Below are 20,886 nucleotides of genomic sequence, written 5' to 3' on the forward strand. Positions count from 1 at the left end.
AGATGCCGGTTAGTCTACCTGTGGATGGCGTTTGAAAAAATGTTCAGCGTTAAAGAAAATTGCAGGCCGGGCATCTCGCGACGCGCCGGCCGATGGGGTGGTTCACGTATACCCGGATTCAGAAGTGACCGCGCAGTTCTTCACCAATTTCGAAGATGTCGCCGACGATGCCATAGCGGGCGATCGTAAAGATGGACGCCTCGGGATCGGTGTTGACGGCGATGATGTTGTCGACGTGCTTCATCCCCGCCATGTGCTGCACGGAGCCCGAGATACCCATCGCGATGTACAGCTTGCAGGCTGCAGCGGTCTTGCCCGACTGCCCGACCTGATGCGCTTTCGGCAACCACCCCGAATCGGCGATTGGACGCGAGCAGCCGAGCGTCGCGCCGACCGAGTCGGCCAGTTCCTTGAACTGTTCGACATGGGTTTCTTCGCCGATACCACGGCCGATCGACAGGATGAAATCGGCGCCCGGAATATCGACCGCGCTGCTGACAGCCGGGTCTTCGAATTCGACGTGCGTGCTGCGCGGCGTGACGGCCGGCGCGGCAAACGTGGAGACATTGGGCGTGGCCGCGCCTTCGGGCGCCTTGAACGAGCCGGGCCGCAAGGTCACGACGACGGTCGCCTTGTCCGGGAATTCGATTTCCATGTTGACCTTCTGGCCGTAGCCGGATCGCGTTGCCAGCCACGCGTCGCCATCGCGCGCGAGGGCGAATGCGTCGGTCGTGAAGCCGTAGTTGCCTTTGGCCGCGAGCGGCGCCGCGTAGCCCAGCGTATCGATCGTGTGCGGCAGCAGCACGAGCGAAGGTGAACGCGCATCGATCAGTGCGCGCGTGACGGCTTCATAGGTGTCGGGATCGAATGCGTCGTGCGCCGTTCGCACGGTGACGATTTCGTCGACGCCCGCGAGTTTCAGCGCCTCGACATACGTATCGGGCTGGGTCCCCAGTACGGCGACCGTAATGGCTTCGCCGCTCGCTTCCTTTGCCGCGACCGCGGCGCCAATTACTTCGAGGCTCACAGGCCGCAGTTGCCCCTGGCGATGTTCAACGACTAGCAGAATGCCGCTCATTTCGCTTCTCCCCGGAATTCCTTGATCAGATTGGCCAGGCGTGCGGCCTGCTCGGCCGGTGTGCCCTCGAGCATTTTGGCCCGGCCGACGCTCGGTACATAGACACGCCGCACGCGTGACAGTGAACCGGCTGCGCCGGTCTGCGCGGCCGCCAGCCCAAGTGCCTGGGACGTAACGGTTTCGATCGGCCGTGCCGCGGCCTGCTTGATGCCCCGCAGCGATGCGTAGCGTGGTGTGTTGATGCCGAGTTGCAGCGTCAGCACGGCGGGACATTGCACCGTCACCGTCGCGTACGCACCGCCCTCGAGTTCACGGCGGGCGGTCGCCGTCTGTGCGCCCGGCGCATAGTCGAGCCCCGCGACGACCGCCGCATGCGGCCAGTCGAGCAGTCCGGCTAGCGCCATGCCGGTCGCCCCGTAGGCGTGGTCCGACGCCTGCACGCCGGCGAAGATCATATCGGGCGCTTCCTGACGCGCGAGCGCGGCCAGCACGCGAGCGATGGCGATCGGGTCCGATTCCTCCAAGTCGTCGCTCCAGACACGGATCGCGCGGTCGGCACCCTTGGCCAGACACTTACGCAGTTCTTCGTCGGCGCTATCGGGGCCGATGGTGGCTACCACGACCTCGACGTCGCCGCCTGCGCCTTCCTTGAGCCGCATCGCTTCTTCCAGCGCGTAATGGTCCCATTCGTTCAGATCGAAGACGTGGAAATCGGCTTCGACATCGCGGCCGTCGTCACGTAGCTCGAAATCCTCATCGAGCGACACGACCTGCTTAATGGTTACGAGTATTTTCATCTTGGCTCCATCATGTTCGTCGGGTAATGCGGATAGGGCGGGTCATGTTGCGTTGAATTTTGCGGTGAACCTGCTTCCGGGGTGGGCTGCAAAATGGGGTGCTCATGCGCGCGGCGGCGCCGCTTCGCGGCCGCAGTGGCGGATATCGCTGGGCCGAGCGTGCGGCCGAAATAGCCAAACATGCGGGCGCGCGCCTCGCTGTCCGGGTCGAAGCGCATGCGCCAGCGATCCGGGTCGGTGAGATTGGGATGCTCGAACACCAGGACGCGGTGCAGCGGGTAGCCTTCGTCACGCAGAGGCAGGAGGACGCGGCGTGTCGCGTGCCGGTTCAGGATCACACCGCGTCGCACGTCGGGCGCCGCGTGCTCGGCGAGTCGCGCGAGTTGCGCCTGCGGCGTCGCCGGATTGCGGGCGACGCCGGATAGCACGTCGATATCGTGGTCTGCCGTCAGCCGATTCAACACGGCACGCCCGAGGTCGTCGCGATAGGCGACGCCCGCGCGCACCCATGACACCGCGTCGCTGGCGAGTATCGCAAGCAGGCGCGCGGGGCAGCGCGGATGCCGGCTGACCGCGCGACGCACCTCGGATTCGCGATCCTCGACAAACCGTTCGAGCCAAAGTGCCGGGCAGGCCAGGTTGCGTGCCAGTGCCCGCCGGACCCACGCATCGGCATCGTCGGCGAGCCAGTCGACGACCTTCAGCGGGATATCGTCGCGCACCGCCACCGCGCGCCGTACCGAGGCCTCTGCGTCGAAGCACAAAGCGATCAGCGCACTGGCCGGCGTGTTGACGTTCAGGGCAGTGGCGCGCCGCACCGCTGCGTCATCGTCGCGGGCGAGCTGGATCAGGGCGTTGGCGGGGGTGCGTGGATGGAGCGCGAGACTTCGCCGTTCGGCCACGGAAGCTGGCATCGTCTGCAATAGCGCGTCGGGGCAGTACGGATGCCGCAGCACCTGGGCGCGCACGGCGCTACTACGGGTGCTTTTCCAGAGGCGCGTGAGCGTCTGAGCGTCGGTGGCCAGATGAATGGCCAGCACGCGTTGCAGCAATGCGATGCCGCGCCGCTCCAGTTGGGTAAGAAGATCCGACGGTACGCCGACGTTCTCGCACAGCGCGTGCAGGATGCTGACGTCGTCGGTGTGCGTGGCGATGCCGGCGAGCAGCGCGTGAGGCGCATGAGCGTGGCGCGCGAGCAGTTGCGAGAGACGCACGGGGACGGGCTGGTCCGCGCCGGCAAGCCGTTCGAGCGCGCTGCCGGGTGTCGACGGATTTCGGGCGAGCCGCAGCTTCAGCGTTTCGTCCTGCTGGGCGTCGGCAAGCACGGCAAGCTGGGCGAGCACGGCCGGTGGTGCGAACGCGAAGGCCGCCAATGCGAGGCGCTCGCGCCGTGTGCCGAACAGGCGCGCGCCGAGCCGTTCGCGATCAGCGGCGCGTGCGTAGGGATACAGGGCGGCTGCGCCGTAGACATCGTCAGCGTCGAGCGCGAGACCGATCAGTTCACGCCAGTGACGCCGCATCGTGGCCGTACGCACGACAGGCGTCGGTGCGCCGTCTGCGTGGCCGGGGTCTGCGACGGGAGTCGACATGTTCGCCGTTCCTCGCAGGTTCACGCCGCGACGATTTCGCGGGCACCGCCGGCGGCGGGTCCGTCGCCGTCCGCATCGACGAGGCTCTCGGCGATCAGTTCGATGAGCTCGCGTACGACGAACCGGCCTTCGTAGCCGCTCGTCTTCAGCGCATCCTCGAACATCGTCAGGTCCTTGGGACAGCACACGACAAACACCTCCAGTCCTTCAAGGCGCGCCGCTTCGTGCATGCGGTTCTGCGATGGCTTTTCGGCACCCACCGGATCGCTCATCCAGATGCGTCCGCCACCCGCGCCGCAGCAGAACGAGTTGTCGCGCGAGCGGGGCATCTCGATCAGTTCGCAACCGAGCGCCGCCAGAATCTGCCGTGGCGCGTCGTAGCCCTTGTTGAAGCGTCCGAGGTGGCAGGGATCGTGGAACGTCACGCGGTATCCCAGCGGGCGTTTCGGCGTGATGCGGTGGTCAGCCAGCATGCGCGCGACGACGCTCGTGTAGTGCTCGATCTCGTACTTGCCGCCGAAGTCGGGATACTCGTTACGAATGGTGTTGTAAGAGTGCGGATCGGTGGTGACGATGCGCTTGAAGGTCGAGGCGCCCAGCATCGCGATGTTGTTTTCGGCGAGCAGTTCGTACAGCCCTTCTTCACCGACGCGGCGCACGTCGTTGCCCGCGTTCGATTCGCCTTCGTACAGCAGCCCGAAGTCGACGTTCGAGTCGTGCAGCAGCGTGGCGAACGCCTGGCTGACCCGCTGATTGCGGGGGTCGAACGACGCATAGTCACCCACGAACCACAGCAATTCCACCGGCTCCTTGCGCGCGTCCTTGATCTGGAAGGGCAGGGGCTTGGTCCATGCGGCGCGCTTGCGCTTCGATTCATTGAATGAGTTGCCGTTCTTGTGGATGGCCTGCAGCGTCTTCTGCACCTGGGGTTCCATCTCGCCGTCCTCGACCAGCTTGCGACGCAGTTGCACGATGATCGGCACATGTTCGACCGCCACCGGGCAAATCTCGACGCACGCCATGCAAGTGCGGCATGACCAGACGGTTTCCATGAACACCTGGCCGATGTCCTTGCCGTGCACATCGAGTTTGACCTCGTCGGGCAGGGCGTTCTTTTGCAAGGCTTCGTTGGCGAATTCGCGCAGCGACAGGATCACGTCGCGCGGCGACAGCGGCGCGCCGACGGCGTTGGCCGGACACGCCTCATGGCAACGGCCGCACTTCGTGCAGGCGTCGAGATTGAGTAGATGCTTCCACGTGAAATCGGTGATCGTTTTGTAGCCAACGCGTTCGCTATCCGCCGGGATGCGCGGCAGACGCTGAGCGGCGAGCGGATCGCGCATCATCAGCGATCCGCTCGCGGTGAAGATATGCTTGACCTTCGTGTAAGGGATCAGCGCGATGAAGGTGAGCGCTAGCAGTCCATGGAACCACCAGAGGCCGGTGCGGATCACGTAGGCTGCAGATGAATCAAGTCCTGCGCCCCGCATGCCTTCAGCGAGCAACGCGGCGACCGGCGACCACCAGCGCGTGTCCCACACCACCGCACGGTCCTGCAACCACACCAGCCGCAGCGCGCTCAACACGAAGCCCGTGATGCCGATCAGGATGAGGGTCCACAGGAACGCCCAGTCCTCGCGGCGATAACCGCTGCGATCGTAGTCCGGATCGCCGGGCTGGCGGTCAGGGCGCTTGTAGTCGAGTTTCGGCGGCTTGATCCAGCCACGGCGCGCCATCATGTAGATCAGGCCGCCGATCAGCGAGACACCCGCCAGGTTCATCGCGAGCTTGAAGCCCAGATAGAAGTTGCCGTTCCAGAAGTGAAAGCCCAGGAAGCGGGCGGTGATGTCGTAGTCGACCGTGACCGTCGCGGTGCCGAGAAACAACACGGCGAAGCCGTAGAAGATCAGCCGGTGAGCGCGGCCCGCTGCAGGGTCGCGGCGCGCCACGGTGCGGTGACTTAGCACCACGCGCACCATGTCGGCGAAACGCGCGCGCAAGTCGATTGGCCCCTTCACGGCCTGGCCGCGCCGGTACTTGCGAATCTGCACGTAGACGCCCCACGCGAACACCGCGATGGCTGCCACGCCTACCAGATAAAACAGCACGATCGCGAACGCTGGGAAATCCTCGAACAGGATGCGCGTCACGGTGGCTTGATCGAAATTCGCTGCGCTCAGCATGGGACTCGTCCGTTGGATTGGGGAGGGGAAGGGCGCGCGCTGCGTGCCCTTCCATGGCCTTCGTGGTGAGGCCTTGTTGACGTGGTTCGCGTGTTCTGCCGGTCTTGCGTCCGGCAGAACGGCTGTGGATGCTCGGCCATCGCACAGCCGCGACCACGCTTCGTGATTACTTCTTGTAGGCGATCTCGAAGGTGCCGCCAGGCTGATACGGTGTGCCCCACACGGCCACTTCACGCTTGTACGGCAGCGGGATCTGCGCGTTCGGCTCCTCGATTTCGCGGGCCAGACGGTGCCCGGTGAAGGTTGCATCGGCGATCAGGCGCGGTGCTTCGGCGTCGCCGATCAGGTACACCGACTTGATGCCCTTCTCGGCCCACTGGTCCTGCTTCGCCTTCAGTTCGCGATACAGCGTGTCGTTCGAGCGGCGGCCCGTAACGAGCACCAGCGAATCGAATTCGAGCCAGCGGTGCGTCTTGTTCGCATCGCGCGGCAGTTGCCCCGCACCCTTGTACGTGCGGCGCGACCCGTCGCCCCAGATGTTGTAGATCTCGATCCGGCCTTTTTCGATGCGGCTCGCGAAGTGATCGCCGAGTTCGTGCACACCGAGTTCGTGCAGGCGGCGCATCATGTTCGGATATTCGAGGGTGAAGTGCATGTAGTTCGCCAGATGCACGCCACTCACGACTGTGACTTCGTGGCCTGCTGTCGCGAGTTTTTCGGCGAGGCTCGGCGCCATGAAGTAGGTGTCCGCGTTCAGGATGACCACGCGCTTGCCGAGCGGTTTTTTGCCCGAGATCACCTGTTCCGGCGTGAGCTGATCCGGCAGCGAGGCGTCCGCGCCCGGAATCGGATCGTGCGTCAGGCAGTTCGTGCCGTCCGTGACCCAGTGCGAACCCGTGGCGATCACCACCTTGTCGGCGCCGTAGTCGAGCACGTCGTCGGCGGTGAGCGGCTTCTGGCCGAGGGCGAGTTGGCTCTGCTTGTTCTTCTTGAGCAGCTTGGCGATCTGCGTTTCGCGGTAATCGCGGTGATAACCCCATTCACCGAGGCCCGGCAGGGTGACGACGCTGTTCAGATGACCGCCGATCTTGTCGGCCGAATCGACGAGGTGAACCGTGTGGCCGCGCTGCATCAGCACGCGCGCGCATTCGGAGCCGGCCGGACCCGCGCCGACCACGAGCACCGAATCGTTCGACTTGCACTCGGCGAACTTTTCCGGATGCCAGCCGCGGCGATATTCTTCGCCGGCCGTGGCGTTCTGCGTGCAGATCATCGGCGGGCCGCCGATTTCCCAGCGCGAGATACACACGTTGCAGCCGATGCAAACGCGAATGTCGTCGATACGGCCTTCTTCGACTTTCTTCGGCAGGAACGGATCGGCGATCGACGGACGCGCTGCGCCGATGATGTCGGCAATGCCCTTCGTGACGATTTCCGTCATCTTTTCCGGATCGGTGAAACGGCCCACACCGAGCACCGGCTTCTTCGATACTTCCTTGATGAAGCGGGTCCATGGAATCTGGTGGCCTTGCAGGTTGAAGCGCGACGGGCCCGCGTCTTCGCCCCACTCGGCGATATCGCCGACATCGACGTCCCAAAGATCGACCAGCGAGTCGGCCATCTCGACGAATTTCATGCCATCTTTTTCGACTTCGATGCCGCCGCTGCCGTACAGCGTATCGACAGCGAAGCGCGTCGCGATCGCGCAATCCTGGCCGACTGCACGGCGCACTTTCTCGAGCGTTTCGACCCAGAAGCGCGCACGGTTTTCAAGCGAACCCCCGTAGCCGTCGGTGCGCTTGTTGTAGTACGGCGAGAGGAACTGCAGCGGCAGATACGAGTGCGCGCCGTACACGTAGACAATGTCGAAGCCTGCATCGCGTGCGCGCAGCGCGGCGTCGACGTAAAACTGCTGGACGTCGCGAATGTCGTCGAGGTCCATCTCCTTGCAGTACGTGAGCGTTTCGAATTCAGACGCGAACTGGCTCGGGCCGCGCGGCGTCGCGCGGCTTTCCATGCAGGGCGCGTGCGAGCCGCCATACCACATCTCGATTCCGGCGAGCGCGCCGTACTTGTGGACTTCGTCGGTCATCGCGCGCAGATTGCGCACGTCGCCCTCGTCCCAGATACGCGCCGACAGACGGTGCGTATCGTCGGATTCCGGGTGGATCGAGCAGTACTCGGTGTTCATCGCGGCCCAGCCGCCCTCGGCTTTCATCGACCGGTGGGCGGCCTGGAAACCTGGCAGGTTGCTGCCGGCGCCAATGCAATGGGGAACTTGATAGAAACGGTTGCGCAACGTCTTCGGGCCGATCTGGATGGGTTCGAACAGGACGTCGTAGCGGGGATCGCGTGGCATGGGGGGTGTCTCTCCTGGCTGGCTTTTTGACTACGTAAGTCGGGGTGGATATGGCTGGCCGGCTTGCGCGCCGTCGGGAACCAAACGGAGGGATGCCTGGGATGCTTCGAAGCACCCTCCGTCGACGGCAGTTCCTGAGACGGGCGTCAGGCGGCGACGCGGGTGCGCAGGCGCATCGGGTCGTAGAACGGCGTTTTGGTGACGACGCCGCTGAAGTTGCCCGCGGCATCGCGGATCTCGACCTTGGTGCCGAGCGCGGTATGACCGGGCTTCAGATGCACCATGGCGAGCGACTGCATGAGGTAGCGGCTGAACGATGCGCTCGTCACGACGCCCACCTCTTCCTTGCCGATGAAAATCTTCGCGCCTGCGGTGACGGGGCCGTCGTGCTTGACGACCACGCCCGCCTGTTTGAACCGCGCCTTGCCGCGCGCGTTGAGCAACGCGGCCTTGCCGGTATAGTCGCCGGGCTTGTCGAGGTCGATCATCCAGTCGAGGTTCAACTCCCACGGGGTGGTGTCGCCTTCAGGCATGTCGAACGGATAGAACAGCAACGCGGCTTCGATGCGTGCCAGTTCGAGCGAGGTCCACGATGCGGGCACGATGCCATGCGGCTTGCCGGCTTCCAGAATGGCGTCCCACAGCGCAATCGCATGGTCTGCGCTGCACGACACTTCGAAACCCTGCTCACCGGAATAACCGCCGCGCGAGATGACGATCTTGCGATCGAACAGTTTCGTTTCGACGTGAGCGAAGTAGGGCAGCTCGTTCAGGTCGATGCCGATATGCGGCTGCAGGATCGCCGTGGCGCGCGGGCCTTGCAGCGACAGCATGTGCACGTCGAAGTCCTGGTGCCACTCCACGTCGCGTTTCTCCGCGGCGCGGCGCAGATTCTCCTGAGTCGAACCACCGCCGTGCGAAATCCGGTAGCGATTCGGCGCATCGTAGATCACCATCAGGTCGTCGCAGAGCGCGCCGCGTTCATCGACTTCGGCGGCCAGACGCGCGGTGCCCGGCTTCATCTTCGTGACATCGATCGCGCAGATGCTGTCGATCACTGCTGCGGCATCCGGGCCGCTCACGTGGAGAATATTCAGCGCACTGATATCGTAGAGACCGGCTCCCGTGCGTACGGCGACGACTTCGTCGTTGGGATCGCTGTTGTAGTACCAGGGCAGCGGCATGTCGTTCCACCTATCGCCGTCAAGTTTTGAGCCGAGTTCACGATGGCGGATATTCAGAATTGATTGCCTTGTCATAGCGTTTTCCCGAGAGTGGACCGTACGTGAGTGATGGCCGGTGCGCCTGGGCCGCGGAAGGCCAGACCTTGGGCCGCTGGATGACAGCAAGTCTCGGCTGTAAAAATTGGCGTCACAATCGCCCAATGGCGCTACCTCCGAGTGGGTAGGCGCACTACTTCGCTTAAGCCCAAAAAACAGAAAAACAGGAGGGCAGGCGGTAGGGACATCGATCATGTATCGCCCGGAAGCGGCATCAAACGGACATCTCAGCCGTTCGCGGCAACGCGATACCTACAGCGCCGGGGCTACCTCCAACGAATCATTGATATCGTTTTTTTGCCGCTCGATTCTAGTTACGTGAATTCGCTGCAGAGATGCGTGGCCTGACTTGGGGTTCTCCCGAGGTACAGGGTGCGTGCCAATTCCAATGCGAGGAAGAGCGGGCATGAACGGACCGAGAACGATCCCAGTACGTGTGGCACACATCGAGCCAATCGCGAGCGACGTACGGCGCTTCACGCTCGTGCCGGCCGACGGCGGGCATTTGCCGGCGTATTCGGCGGGCAGCCACATTGTCGTCACGATGCGCGGCGAAACACGCGTGTGGCGCAATGCCTATTCACTGACGACGCCGTCCGGCGCACGCGACGCCTACCAGATCATGGTTCGCCGCGTGCCCGCGTCGCGTGGCGGGTCAGTGTTCATGCATGAAGAAGTCAACGAAGGCACGACGCTCGACATCTCGATGCCGTCGAATTTTTTTCCACTTGCCAGACGCGGTAGCAAGCATGTGATGATCGCGGGCGGTATCGGCGTCACACCGTTTCTGTCGATGCTGCCGGAACTGGCCAATGCGCGTGCTCGCGTCGAGATGCACCTGTGCTGCCGCCCGGAAGACGCCGACGCGTTCACGGATCTGATCGCCGCACGCACCACGGGCGGGATCGCGGTCTACGTGGAGCCGCAGGACGCGGGCGAGCGCTTTGGCGCATTGCTCGCGGCGCAGCCCGCCGGTACGCATCTGTACACTTGCGGTCCCGCGGGACTGATGGACGGGGTTGCGCTTGCCGCGCGCTCGCTGGGCTGGCCGGAAAGCCATTTTCACCAGGAGAGCTTTGGCGGTGCGTCGCACGGCGAACCGTTCGTCGCGGTACTGGCAAAGAGCGGCGGGGAAGTCGCGGTCGGTGCAGATCAGAGTCTGCTCGAAGCGCTCGAGGCGGCAGGCGTCGACGCGCCCTATATGTGCCGCGGTGGCGCATGCGGCACCTGCGCGCTGGAAGTGCTGGAAGGCGAGCCGGAGCATCGTGACTTTTTCCAGAGCGCGGCTGAGCGCGCAACGAACTGCAACGTACTGCCCTGCGTTTCGCGCGCCCGCAGCGCCCGGATCGTCCTGAACATCTGATGAACACGAGGAGCGGAGCCGCCATGTCCATCGCTTTCAAAACCGAAGAAACCTTTCGAGATACCTACACATTCCGCAACAGCGACGACGCTATCATGCGGTTTCCGTTTCCGTTTCCGGAAGACCGCTACATGTACTCGGTCAACATCGAGCCGCATGTGCCAGGCGGCTCATCGCCGGTATTCCGGAGCGCCTTCGATGTCGATGAGCATTACGTCGCCGAATGTCGCGACCGTGCGCTCACGCTGGAGCGCGATCCGCTGCGCTGTCAGGTGCTCGATCACATGGGCGCTGCGCAGTGGGACACGCTTGAGTTGATGATGGAAAGTCTCGCACGCGACTACCCTGAGCAATTTCGTCTCGAACGCGATGGCGATCATTGGCGCTGGACGAATCGGCCGCTGGGCCTGACGCAGCAATTCGTGTTCGGTGACGCAAGCACGCTGCCATGCCCCCCCTTTGAATACATCACGCGCCAAGGGCAGGGCGACTTCTGCCTGCTCGACCATCGCGACGACAACCTGTTCATGGACGGCGGCACGGTGACGACCCAGGCGGACTGGTCGCTCGACTTCGATCTCGGCATGAGTTTCATGGAATGGCATGGTCCTGTGCCGCTCGCGCACCAGGCAGGGATCTTCGAACGTGCGCTGAAATTCCTGCTGCGTTTGCAACTCGGCGCACCGGTACGGCGGCTGAACTGGACGATGACGGTCAACCCGCGACTGGACACGTCGCCCGAACAATATCCCGAGTGGGGACCGGACCGCGCGAGCATCACGCCTGTGAACGTCGGCCATAAGCTCCATCTGCGCGTCGAATTGCAGACCCTGTTCAGATTGCCGCGCAGCAATGCGATCCTTTTTTGCGTGCGCTGCTACCTGATTGCGCTCGACGAACTGGCGCGCGTGCCGAAATGGGGCAAGCGCCTGCATCGGGTGCTCGCTACGCTGCCGCCGGAGCTCATCGAATACAAAGGGCTGACCCGTTATCGCGACGTCGCTTTGCAATGGCTCGCGCCGTTCGACGACGGCACGCCGACCAGTACCGGCACCCAGCCCGAGATCGAACAGCTCACCACGGAGCTGGTCTAGCAACGGACCGAGATCGTTGTGGCACGTTTTTGTTTGACCCGTACGTACGCAACGTCTCACGCCTGGGTTGGCCTTTGATGGCAGGCCACGGGATGTCGGCTTGAGACGAAACCCACCTGTTGGTAACCAACCCGGCGCCTGACCGGAAAAGGAAGGCAGCGATGAGTGCGATTTCCGAAGACTACGCCGTCGAAACAGACGGCGCTCTACAGAGAAAAATCAGTTGGACCGGCGCGTTCTGGGTAGCAAGCGGCGTCCCTGCGCTGGTGCTGTTTTCGATCGGCTCGATTGCAGCGACAGTCGGCAAGTTGTCGTGGGCAGTGTGGATTATTTCGATCGGGCTGGGTTTCATCCAGTCTTTTTCGTATGCGGAAATCGCGGGGCTCTTTCCGCACAAGGCGGGTGGCGCATCGGTCTACGGGGCGATCGCATGGGTGCGCTACTCGAAGCTGTTTGCGCCGCTGTCGGTGTGGTGCAACTGGTTCGCGTGGTCGCCTGTCCTTGCAATCGGCTCGGGGCTCGCGGCGGGCTATGTCCTGTCGATCATGTTCCCGGCCGATGCGGCAATCAACACGTGGCAGGTCACACTCGTGAGTCTCGACTGGTTGCGCAGCGGACTGAGTCTGCGGATCAACTCGACATTCATTCTCGGCGCGGCCATTTTGCTGGTGACGTTTGCGATTCAACACCGGGGCATCCTGAACGCCGCGCGCATTCAGGCGATTCTCGGCGTGGCGGCCTTGATTCCGCTGATCCTTGTCGGTACCGTGCCGCTGGTGACAGGCGATCTGCCGCTGCATAACCTGCTGCCGCTGGTGCCATTCGCAAAGGACAGCGCGGGGCAGATCGTCGACGGAACGTGGGGGCGCGCCGGCATCACGCTGATGGCAGGCGGCCTCTTCATCGCCGCATGGTCGACGTATGGGTTCGAGACGGCAGTCTGTTACACGCGTGAATTTCGCGATCCCAAGGTCGATACGTTCAAGGCGATTCTCTACTCGGGTCTGCTTTGCATCTTCGTCTTCACGGTGGTGCCGCTGTCGTTCCAGGGCATGCTGGGTCTCGGTCACCTGGTGAGCCCGGAAGTGAAGGACGCAGCAGGTCATGTCGTGACGCCCGCCGTGTACAACGGCATGCTGTCGCCCGACATCTACAGTGGCATGGGCGTGGCGAAAGCCATGGCGCCGATGATCCACGGCGGCTTGCTGGTGGAACGGGTGCTCGTGGTGATGCTGGTGCTCGCGCTCGTGCTCGCGATCATGACGTCGATGGCAGGCTCGTCGCGCACGCTGTATCAAGCCTCGGTGGACGGCTGGCTGCCGAAGTATCTGTCACACGTCAACGAGCATGGCGCACCGACCCGCGCGATGTGGACCGATCTGTGTTTCAACCTGGTCCTGCTGATGATGTCGGACTATGTCTTCGTGCTGGCCATGTCCAACGTCGGCTACATCATCTTCAACTTCCTGAACCTGAATTCCGCGTGGATTCACCGGCTTGACCGACCTGACTGGAGCAGGCCGTTCCGCGCACCGAACTGGCTGCTCGCGCTCGGCACGCTGTTCTCGTTCGTCAACCTCGCGTTGCTCGGCATGGGCGCGGATATCTGGGGTGCGGGGACGCTGGTATCGGGGCTGTGCTTCGCCGCACTGATCATCCCCGTATTCCTGTTCCGCCACTACGTGGTCGACAAAGGTCACTTCCCGGAGGCGATGAAAGAGGACATGCAGCTGGCAGGCGGCGGCAGCGTCACCAAACGCGCCGGGATCCTGCCTTATGTAACCGTCGTGGCCGGCATCGCCGTGATCGTGGTCACGCACAGTCTCGCGATCTACTGATACGGATGGCGCCACGATGATGACTTCTCCCAACAAGAGCCGCCCCGTGTACGCGCCGCTCGATGCGGACCCGCGCGGCACTGAGCACTGGTTCATTACCTCCGGCGCGACCGATCAGGACCGCGCGCGGGCGGTGGCCGCATTGAGTCGCGTGGCGCCGCTCCAGGTCTGGGTTGTACAGGCGGACGCGCCTCGCGCGGATGCCGATCCATTGCATGCGCTGGCTGAGGCGCCACGGCGTTTCGACAGCGAAGAGGGCCTGCTCGCCGCACTGGAGCAGGCAATGCGCGACGCGAGTATCGGCGTCAGGATCTATGCGCTCGGCAGTGAACCGTTCATCTGGTCGGTCCATCAGCTGGCGGCGCGCTACGCCATCGCGGCGGAAGCAGTGCGCGTTGCGCATAGCGGCGGCCTGTTCCGCCGCGTCTACTGCGTTCATTGCCGCGCGCTGAACGAACGGGTGACGAGCAATGTTGTGGCCTGCGCGGGTTGCGGACGACATCTGTTCGTGCGGGATCATTTCTCGCGCCGGCTTGCTGCTTTCATGGGTGTGCAGGCGGATGCGGAAATGCCTGGCGAACTGCCCGAGCGCGAGCAGATCTACACGTAGTTCTTCCGTTAGCAATCCCTGTTTCACCCGATCCTGAGCGGCGACGTGCACCTGCTGATTGCGAGGCGCATGTCGTTCATCAGGATCTTTTTTTTAGTGCGGCGCGCCGCTGGTTCCGCTGCGCGCTTTCTCCGCCATCATCACTGCGGGCACAAAGGTCAGCACAACGCGCGAGCCGTTCGGCACTGCGCGGATGTCGAGCTTGCCACCGAGGCTGCGTGTGCGCTCGCGCATGATCGAGAGTCCGTAGTGATGTTCGCCGCCGTCCTCGGTCGTGATGCCACGGCCATTGTCCTCGACTAACACGGTGACCTCATTGCCGCTCGACGACAGTTGCACGAGCGCCGTTGACGCGCGCGCGTGGTGGATCACGTTGGTGAGCGCCTCGCGCACGATCTGCGCGACGTGCAATTCCTCATTCACCGTGAGGCGGATTCGGCGAATCCGGTTGTCGATGGAAATCTGCACCTGGCTGCGCGACGACAGTTCATCCGCGACTTCCTCGAGCGTGGACGCGAGACCATGCGCGTGCATCGATGTGCGAAACGTCGTCAGCAGTTCGCGTAGCTGCCGATAGGCACTGTCGATACCTTCGCGGATGGCCCGCGCTATCTGGCCGGCGTCGTCTTGTGCCAGCTCCGGCGGCAGCACGGCCTGGAGGCGTGCCAGCTGGATCTTCATGTAAGCCAGCGACTGGGCGAGCGAATCATGAAGCTCACGCGCGATGGCGTTGCGCTCTTCGAGTAGCGCCATGCGGTGATCGCGCACGTCTCGGCTCAGGTTGGAGATGGCATGAGCGAGCACGCTGGCGATGGTTTCCATCAGATGCTGGTGACGCGGCTCGAAGCGGGTGTCCGGCGCGCCTTCGCCGATCAGCAGGCCGTAGCTCTCCGACGGCACGCGCACGGGCGCGGCCAGGATGGGCAGCATGACGCCGCTATCCTTGCCGGCCGGGAAGGTGCGCACACCGGCGAGCGACATCAGTTCATGCGCGACACGGTCGCGCACGATCAGCGGAGCGTCGCCGCCTGGCGACACGACGACATCGACGCCGAGCAACTGCGCCGACGGTTCCGACAGGACGAGCGCAATGCGCTGGACGCGCGAGACGCCGACCAGACGTTGCAGCAGTGCTTCGAGCGTACCGCGCGAGGGCACGTCTTCGGCCAGTTGCGCGCAGATGTAGTGAAGCAGATCGAGCGATTGGTCCGCAAACGCGATATGGTCTTCGACGATGCGTTTCAGGCGCGCGGACTCGTCCTGCTCGCTTCGCAGCCGCACGGAGAGGTCGTTCTGCAGCTTGAGCAGACGGTCGATCTCGTCCAGGCCATCGGGTGGCCGGTGGCCCGTTTGCGCGAGGTTCTGCAACGTGAGGGCGGGACGTACGACAAGCGAGCGTCGCGCACCCCACGCGAGCGCGACGAAACCGCCGAGCAATAGCGCAGCCGCGCACGCTTCGAGCAGGGCGATGACGGCGTTACGCACTTCGCTTTCGCTCTCGATCCGTGTCCTCAGTTGGTCGAGGGCATCGGGCGCGGCGTGTGTGCCCGTTGGTTCGCGGCCGGCGCTGTTCAGTGCGCTGAGTTGCCTGCCTAGCTCCGGCGTGGGCGCACCGCGTTGCCTCCAGCCCTGTAATAACGTATCGTTGCGTACGAGTTGGTCGGCCTGCGCGAGTAGCGTCGCCGCCGCGTCCGGCGAACGGGCCTCGATATGCCCGGCAATGCGCTGCAGCCGCGCCGCTTCCCGCAGGGTAAACGCGGTTTGACTGTAGGCGGCTTCGCCATCGAGTTGCACCCGGGTGCTGACGAACAGCAGCGCGACCAGCGCAACGAGGCAAGCCAGCACGATGCACGTCTTCGCGTAAAGCGGGTAACGGCGGAACGGGGCGGGGTCGACTGCGTTCATTCAAGAATAGTTGCGAGGAGAGGTGGGGAACGGTCCGCGTCCATACCCCATGTTCCGGTTTCGCGAGACCAAAGGTTCATGACAGTCTATCTGTTTTCCACTGCGCTGCTGCTGGCAGTGGCTGCATTGGTGTTTCCACGGCTCGGTCTAAACCCGCGCGGAGACACATTATTGTATGTCGCTCTGGCGCTGGCAGGTGGTCTTGCCGCGGGTCTTCTCATACTCGCCTTCGCGTTCGGCGCGAAACGTGCGGCGCGGCGCGGCACGCCAGGTTCCGCATCGCCGGAACTGAGCGCGTTTGCCGCGAATCTTTCGACCCCTGCGGTGCTGCTCGACAACGACGCGCTGGTCTTCGTCAACGGCGCCTTCCTCAAGCACGCGCGCTGGGAGGCCTACGCCGACGAAATTGTCGGCATGCCGTTCAGCAACCTCGTGCACCCACAATCGCTGCTGGATCTGACGAAGCTGCTCGGGGAGGCCGGAGATGGCGAAGAACGCACGTCCGGTTCGCTGCGCCTCGCCTATGGCGACGGCACGTTCAGGCTGCATCCGGTGACGGCGCTGCGTGGGCAAGGCTCACGTCTGACACTGCTGCAATTCCCCGCGCCCTATGCGAGCGCCAACGCACAGCGCAGCGAAGCGCAGATCCAGCGCCATTGTCACGATGTCGTGGAGCAGTTGCCGCAGGCGCTGTTTCGGGTCGACCGCGAGTTGCATCTGATCTTCTCGAACCCGGCCTGGCGCAACCTGCTGCGCACTGTGGGCAATAGTGCCGAGTGTCCGCCATTTGCCGGTTTCTTCCATCCTGAAGATCGTCAGACGCTGAGCGCCCGGCTTGCTACGCTGCTCGACGGGCATATCAGCGAGCTGATTACCGAGGCGCGCATGATTCGCGCCGACGAAACGATGATCCACGTCGAACTGCGCTGTCACGGTGTGACCGATGAGGAAGGCACGCTGATCGGCGCGGCGGGTCTCGCGATGGACATTTCGAATCGGCGTCGCAGCGAAGAAGCGCTGCGTGCGAGCCGTCGCAGTCTGAGGATGTTGCTTGCCAACATGCGCGCGATGATCTATCGCGGACAGAACGACCGGCGTTGGTCGATGGAATTCGTCAGCGAAGGGTGTTTCGAGTTGACCGGTTACGAGCCGAGTGAACTGCTCGACGACGCACGCATGAGCTTCAGTTCGCTGATCCATCCCGAGGACCGCGAGTTTGTCTGGAATGAAGTACAGTCGCGCATATTGGCCGGCGAATCGTATGAATTGACGTACCGCATCATCGACCGTTCAGGCGACACCAAGTGGGTGTGGGATCAGGGGCGCGGCATTTTCTCGGCGCGGGGCGAACTGGTTGGACTCGAGGGCTTCATCATCGAAGTGACGCGGCGTCGGCTCGCGGAAGAAAGTGCGCGCCGCAGACTGGTGTTCGACCGCTCGACGGGCCTTACCAACGCCAGCATGTTCATGGACCGCCTGAGCTTTGCCACGGCGCTCGCGCGCCGCACCGGCCAGCCCTGCGCGATTTTCGCCGTGCGCGTGCGGGGGTTCGATCATGTGGCAGAGCGTTTCGGTCAGGAATATGCGGACCGGGCGCTGGTTGAACTCGGCCGACGACTGCATTTGACGCAAAGCGAGCTGAATTGCGTAACGTTGCTCGACAAGCAGGACTTTGCGATGATGGTTGCGGATTTCGAGGCGGCATCGCTCGCATGGTGCGAATCGGCCGAGCAGATCGCGCAGTCCGCGTCACCCATGAGCGCGGCCTCGCTCAGTCTGCTTGCCACGGGCTTGCAGAATGTTGTCTGCCGGCCGCTGCGTCTCGAGGGGTATGAGTTCAACGTGTCGGTTCGGATCGGCTGGGCCGTGGCGCAGAGCGAATTGACCAGCGCGCAACAACTGCTCGACTGTGCGATGGCGGCGGCCGGCGCGGCGCCGATTGCGGGCGAGATGGGCGAGACTGGCAATACGCCTGGCCCGTCGACCACGGCGGCCTAACAGGAGAAAAACTAATGATTCGGCAGCAGGCTGGAGATCCAGCGGAAACGGCCCAGAACGACGATAGCCAGACGGTGTCAGTCGAGCATTTCATTGGCAAGGTCGTGCGCGAAAATCGCACCAACCAGGGCCTGACGATCGCCGAACTCGCGGAGCAAAGTGGCTTGTCGCGCGGCATGGTGTCGAAGATCGAAAACGGCCAGGTGTCGACGAGCCTCGATTCGATGGTGAACATCGCGCATGCGCTCGGCATTTCAATGTCCACGCTGTTCCGGAACTTCGAAGGCCGCGAGGGGAACGCGCAGCACGTGAAAGCAGGCAAGGGCATGGAAGTGGTGCGGCGCGGCACGACGAAAGGGCATACCTATCATCTGCTCGCCTATGACCAGGGGCCTGTCAAACTGTTCGAACCGTTTCTCATCTCGATGGACGACGAAGCTGAGATTTTCCCGACCTTCGAACATCCGGGAACGGAATTCATCTACATGCTGCAAGGGAAGATGGAGTATCGGCACGGCAGCCGCAGCTACCTGTTGCAACCGGGCGATTCGTTCACGTTCCGCGGCTCCGTACCGCATGGACCGGAGCGGCTCATCAAGCTGCCGATCCGGTTTATCACGATCATCATGTACGGGCAGACGCAAGGCGTCGACACCTGACAGCCGGCGTTTTCATACCCGTTGAGTTCGGCCTGGATCGGCTGACGCCGCGCGGCGCCTTTGGCCGTGGCAAGCGTGTCCGTTAATGGATTCCGGAGGGTTCGTTAAGCGATGCCGTGTGGCAAATCGCTCGGCCAGAAACGCCCCTTACTTGTGCCAATGGTGTACTCCCTCCGGAGCATTGCTCCGCCAAAACCAGTCGGTTCTAATGATCAGACGCCCAACGCGTGACACGGTTGTCGCGCATCGGTGAAACGTTGTCCTGATTATATTGAACCAATGGCGAGGTACGGAATGGCCAAATCATGGCGGCAGGCGGCACTCGCCGAACGACATACAGCACTGGGTTCCAGGCTTGAAGACTGGAACGGCATGCCGACAGCATGGACCTATAACCAGAGCGTCGCCGATGAGCATGAAGCGATTCGGACGCGCGCGGGCCTGATGGACGTTTCCGGCTTGAAAAAAGTGCACGTAGTGGGTCCGCATGCGGAAATGCTGATTGATTACGCGACGACTCGCGATGTCTCGCTGTTGTATCCGGGAAAGTCGGTTTATGCATCCATGCTCAATGAGCGTGGCCACTTCGTCGACGACTGCGTCATCTATCGAAACGGTCCGAACGCTTTCATGGTTGTGCATGGTTCAGGCGAGGGGCATGAACTCCTGCACCGAGGCGCGATAGGTCGCAACGTGTCTGTGCTATTCGACGACGACCTGCAGGACCTTTCGCTGCAAGGCCCCGTCGCCGTTGATTTTTTAGCCGAGCATGTGCGTGGCATTCGCGATCTGCAGTATTTCCATCACACTCAGACGACGCTGTTCGGCAAGCCCGTGACGATCTCGAGAACGGGCTATACCGGCGAACGCGGCTATGAGCTTTTCTGCAAGCGCGCGGACGCGCCGCTGATCTGGGATACGGTTCTGGAGAAGGGCCGGTCGTTGGGCATCATCCCCTGTTCGTTCACGGCGCTCGACTGGTTGCGAGTGGAGAGCAGTCTCCTGTTCTATCCGTTCGACCATTCCGAAATGCATCCATTCGCGGATCAGCCTGCGGGCGACACGCTGTGGGAGTTGGGACTCGACTTCACGGTGTCTAAGAACAAGCGTGAGTTCCGTGGTGCGGCTGAACATTTTCGCCTGGCAGGAAAGGAGCGCTTCAGGATCTTCGGCGTGCTGGTAGACGGAACGAGGGCGACCCAAGGCGGCGACACATTGTGGGTGGGTGAGCGGCAGGTTGGCGTTATCACGTGCGGCATGGTCTCGCGACTCACCGGCCAGTCGATGGCGATTGCCCGCCTGGATCCTGCGTTGGCCGTTCATGGCGCGACGCTGGAGGTGCGCGGCAAGGACTATGTGCTAGGCGCGTCGAGCCACACGCTGCCGTTCGATGATCCCGAGAAGACCAAGCGCCTGGCGAAGGGTTGAACGCTCAGCGGTGGTTGGGTAACTGCACGCGCGCCGATCAACAAGGAGTGGGACAAACATGACTCTGACGATAACGCTCGTATTGACTGTCATTGGCGAAGACAGGCCGGGATTGGTCAATGCCATCGCCGAAAAAACCACCGAATTCGGCGCTAACTGGCTGGACACTCGCCTCGTCAGTCTCGGAGGAAAGTTCGCTGGCATCGTGCTGGTCAGCGTGTCACAAGCAAACGCAGATGCACTGGTCGGCGGGTTGCAAAGTCTTCGCTCAAACAGCTTGAGTCTCACGCTCGAACGGCGCGCCGACGCCGCTGCGTTGGCGCCGGCGCGCGCCCTTAAGCTCGAACTGGTCAGTCATGACCGGCCAGGTATCGTGCGCGAAATTGCGGGCCTGCTAGCAGGAAACAAGGTCAGCATTGAAGAACTTGAGACTGATCTTGTCAGTGGCTCGTTTTCCGGTGAAAACCTGTTCAAGGCACGAGCCCGCTTACGCGCACCGTTAGAACTCGACGTCGTTGTTTTGCGCGACATGATCGAAAACCTGGCTAACGAGCTGATGGCCGACATCAGCATCGATGAGGATGTAACGAATTAGAACCGTGAGTGATGCCGCTGACTGATGTATCGAGTCAATCGTCTTCGCCGAAGACGCCGCGTCACGTCATTCGCAAGAACGAATGGATGAATGCCGCGTTGAAGTCATGA

General features: G+C 62.9%; 15 protein-coding genes. 8 read left to right on the top strand and 7 right to left on the bottom strand.

The features are described from left to right. Positions 1-118: 118 nt before the first annotated feature. From HF916_RS09400 to HF916_RS09425, 6 genes are all read right to left on the bottom strand, one after another. Positions 119-1,078, bottom strand: coding sequence for an electron transfer flavoprotein subunit alpha/FixB family protein (locus HF916_RS09400; RefSeq protein ID WP_168788630.1), 960 nt, complete (start codon positions 1,076-1,078; stop codon positions 119-121). Then, a complete protein-coding gene (locus tag HF916_RS09405; protein ID WP_168788631.1) occupies positions 1,075-1,875 on the bottom strand; it encodes an electron transfer flavoprotein subunit beta/FixA family protein in 801 nt (266 codons plus the stop codon). The genes HF916_RS09400 and HF916_RS09405 overlap by 4 nt, the downstream gene beginning before the upstream one ends. Then, positions 1,872-3,464, bottom strand: coding sequence for a hypothetical protein (locus tag HF916_RS09410; RefSeq protein WP_168788632.1), 1,593 nt, complete (start codon positions 3,462-3,464; stop codon positions 1,872-1,874). Before HF916_RS09410 ends, HF916_RS09405 begins: the two co-directional genes overlap by 4 nt. Before the next feature lie 20 nt (positions 3,465-3,484). Beyond that, complete coding sequence (locus tag HF916_RS09415; protein ID WP_168788633.1) at positions 3,485-5,647, bottom strand: heterodisulfide reductase-related iron-sulfur binding cluster; 2,163 nt, start codon at positions 5,645-5,647, stop codon at positions 3,485-3,487. Positions 5,648-5,813: 166 nt separating this feature from the next. Then, positions 5,814-8,006: an FAD-dependent oxidoreductase gene (locus HF916_RS09420; protein WP_168788634.1), complete on the bottom strand. Its 2,193-nt coding sequence runs from the start codon at positions 8,004-8,006 to the stop codon at positions 5,814-5,816. A 146-nt stretch (positions 8,007-8,152) separates the two neighbouring features. Further along, positions 8,153-9,265, bottom strand: a complete 1,113-nt coding sequence (locus HF916_RS09425) for an aminomethyltransferase family protein (RefSeq protein WP_168788635.1) — start codon at positions 9,263-9,265, stop codon at positions 8,153-8,155. A 427-nt stretch (positions 9,266-9,692) separates the two neighbouring features. Between HF916_RS09425 and HF916_RS09430 the strand changes: the two genes are divergently transcribed. The 4 genes from HF916_RS09430 to HF916_RS09445 all read left to right on the top strand — a co-directional run bounded on the left by HF916_RS09430 (position 9,693) and on the right by HF916_RS09445 (position 14,191). Next, the gene (locus HF916_RS09430; protein ID WP_168788636.1) at positions 9,693-10,649 is read left to right on the top strand and encodes a PDR/VanB family oxidoreductase; all 957 of its coding nucleotides are present in this window, start codon (positions 9,693-9,695) and stop codon (positions 10,647-10,649) included. Between the two features lie 23 nt (positions 10,650-10,672). After that, positions 10,673-11,743, top strand: coding sequence for a heme-dependent oxidative N-demethylase family protein (locus HF916_RS09435; protein WP_168788637.1), 1,071 nt, complete (start codon positions 10,673-10,675; stop codon positions 11,741-11,743). Positions 11,744-11,904: 161 nt separating this feature from the next. After that, positions 11,905-13,581 carry an APC family permease gene (locus HF916_RS09440; RefSeq protein ID WP_168788638.1) on the top strand — a complete coding sequence of 559 codons (1,677 nt, stop codon included), beginning with the start codon at positions 11,905-11,907 and terminating at the stop codon, positions 13,579-13,581. Between the two features lie 16 nt (positions 13,582-13,597). Then, positions 13,598-14,191 (top strand): dimethylamine monooxygenase subunit DmmA family protein, encoded by a 594-nt coding sequence (locus HF916_RS09445; RefSeq protein ID WP_240975205.1) that lies wholly within the window; start codon positions 13,598-13,600, stop codon positions 14,189-14,191. A 93-nt stretch (positions 14,192-14,284) separates the two neighbouring features. Here the strand turns inward: HF916_RS09445 and HF916_RS09450 are convergent, their stop codons facing one another. Further along, positions 14,285-16,096 carry a histidine kinase gene (locus HF916_RS09450; protein WP_168788639.1) on the bottom strand — a complete coding sequence of 604 codons (1,812 nt, stop codon included), beginning with the start codon at positions 16,094-16,096 and terminating at the stop codon, positions 14,285-14,287. A gap of 78 nt (positions 16,097-16,174) precedes the next feature. Between HF916_RS09450 and HF916_RS09455 the strand changes: the two genes are divergently transcribed. From HF916_RS09455 to HF916_RS09470, 4 genes are all read left to right on the top strand, one after another. Then, positions 16,175-18,094, top strand: a complete 1,920-nt coding sequence (locus HF916_RS09455) for a sensor domain-containing diguanylate cyclase (protein ID WP_168788640.1) — start codon at positions 16,175-16,177, stop codon at positions 18,092-18,094. Between the two features lie 14 nt (positions 18,095-18,108). Then, positions 18,109-18,753, top strand: a complete 645-nt coding sequence (locus HF916_RS09460) for a helix-turn-helix domain-containing protein (protein WP_168788641.1) — start codon at positions 18,109-18,111, stop codon at positions 18,751-18,753. 294 nt (positions 18,754-19,047) lie between these two features. Continuing rightward, positions 19,048-20,181, top strand: coding sequence for an aminomethyltransferase family protein (locus HF916_RS09465; protein ID WP_168788642.1), 1,134 nt, complete (start codon positions 19,048-19,050; stop codon positions 20,179-20,181). A gap of 58 nt (positions 20,182-20,239) precedes the next feature. Beyond that, positions 20,240-20,776, top strand: a complete 537-nt coding sequence (locus tag HF916_RS09470) for a glycine cleavage system protein R (protein WP_168788643.1) — start codon at positions 20,240-20,242, stop codon at positions 20,774-20,776. Positions 20,777-20,886 lie beyond the last annotated feature (110 nt).

This window comes from Paraburkholderia aromaticivorans, assembly GCF_012689525.1.
GTDB lineage: Bacteria > Pseudomonadota > Gammaproteobacteria > Burkholderiales > Burkholderiaceae > Paraburkholderia > Paraburkholderia aromaticivorans_A.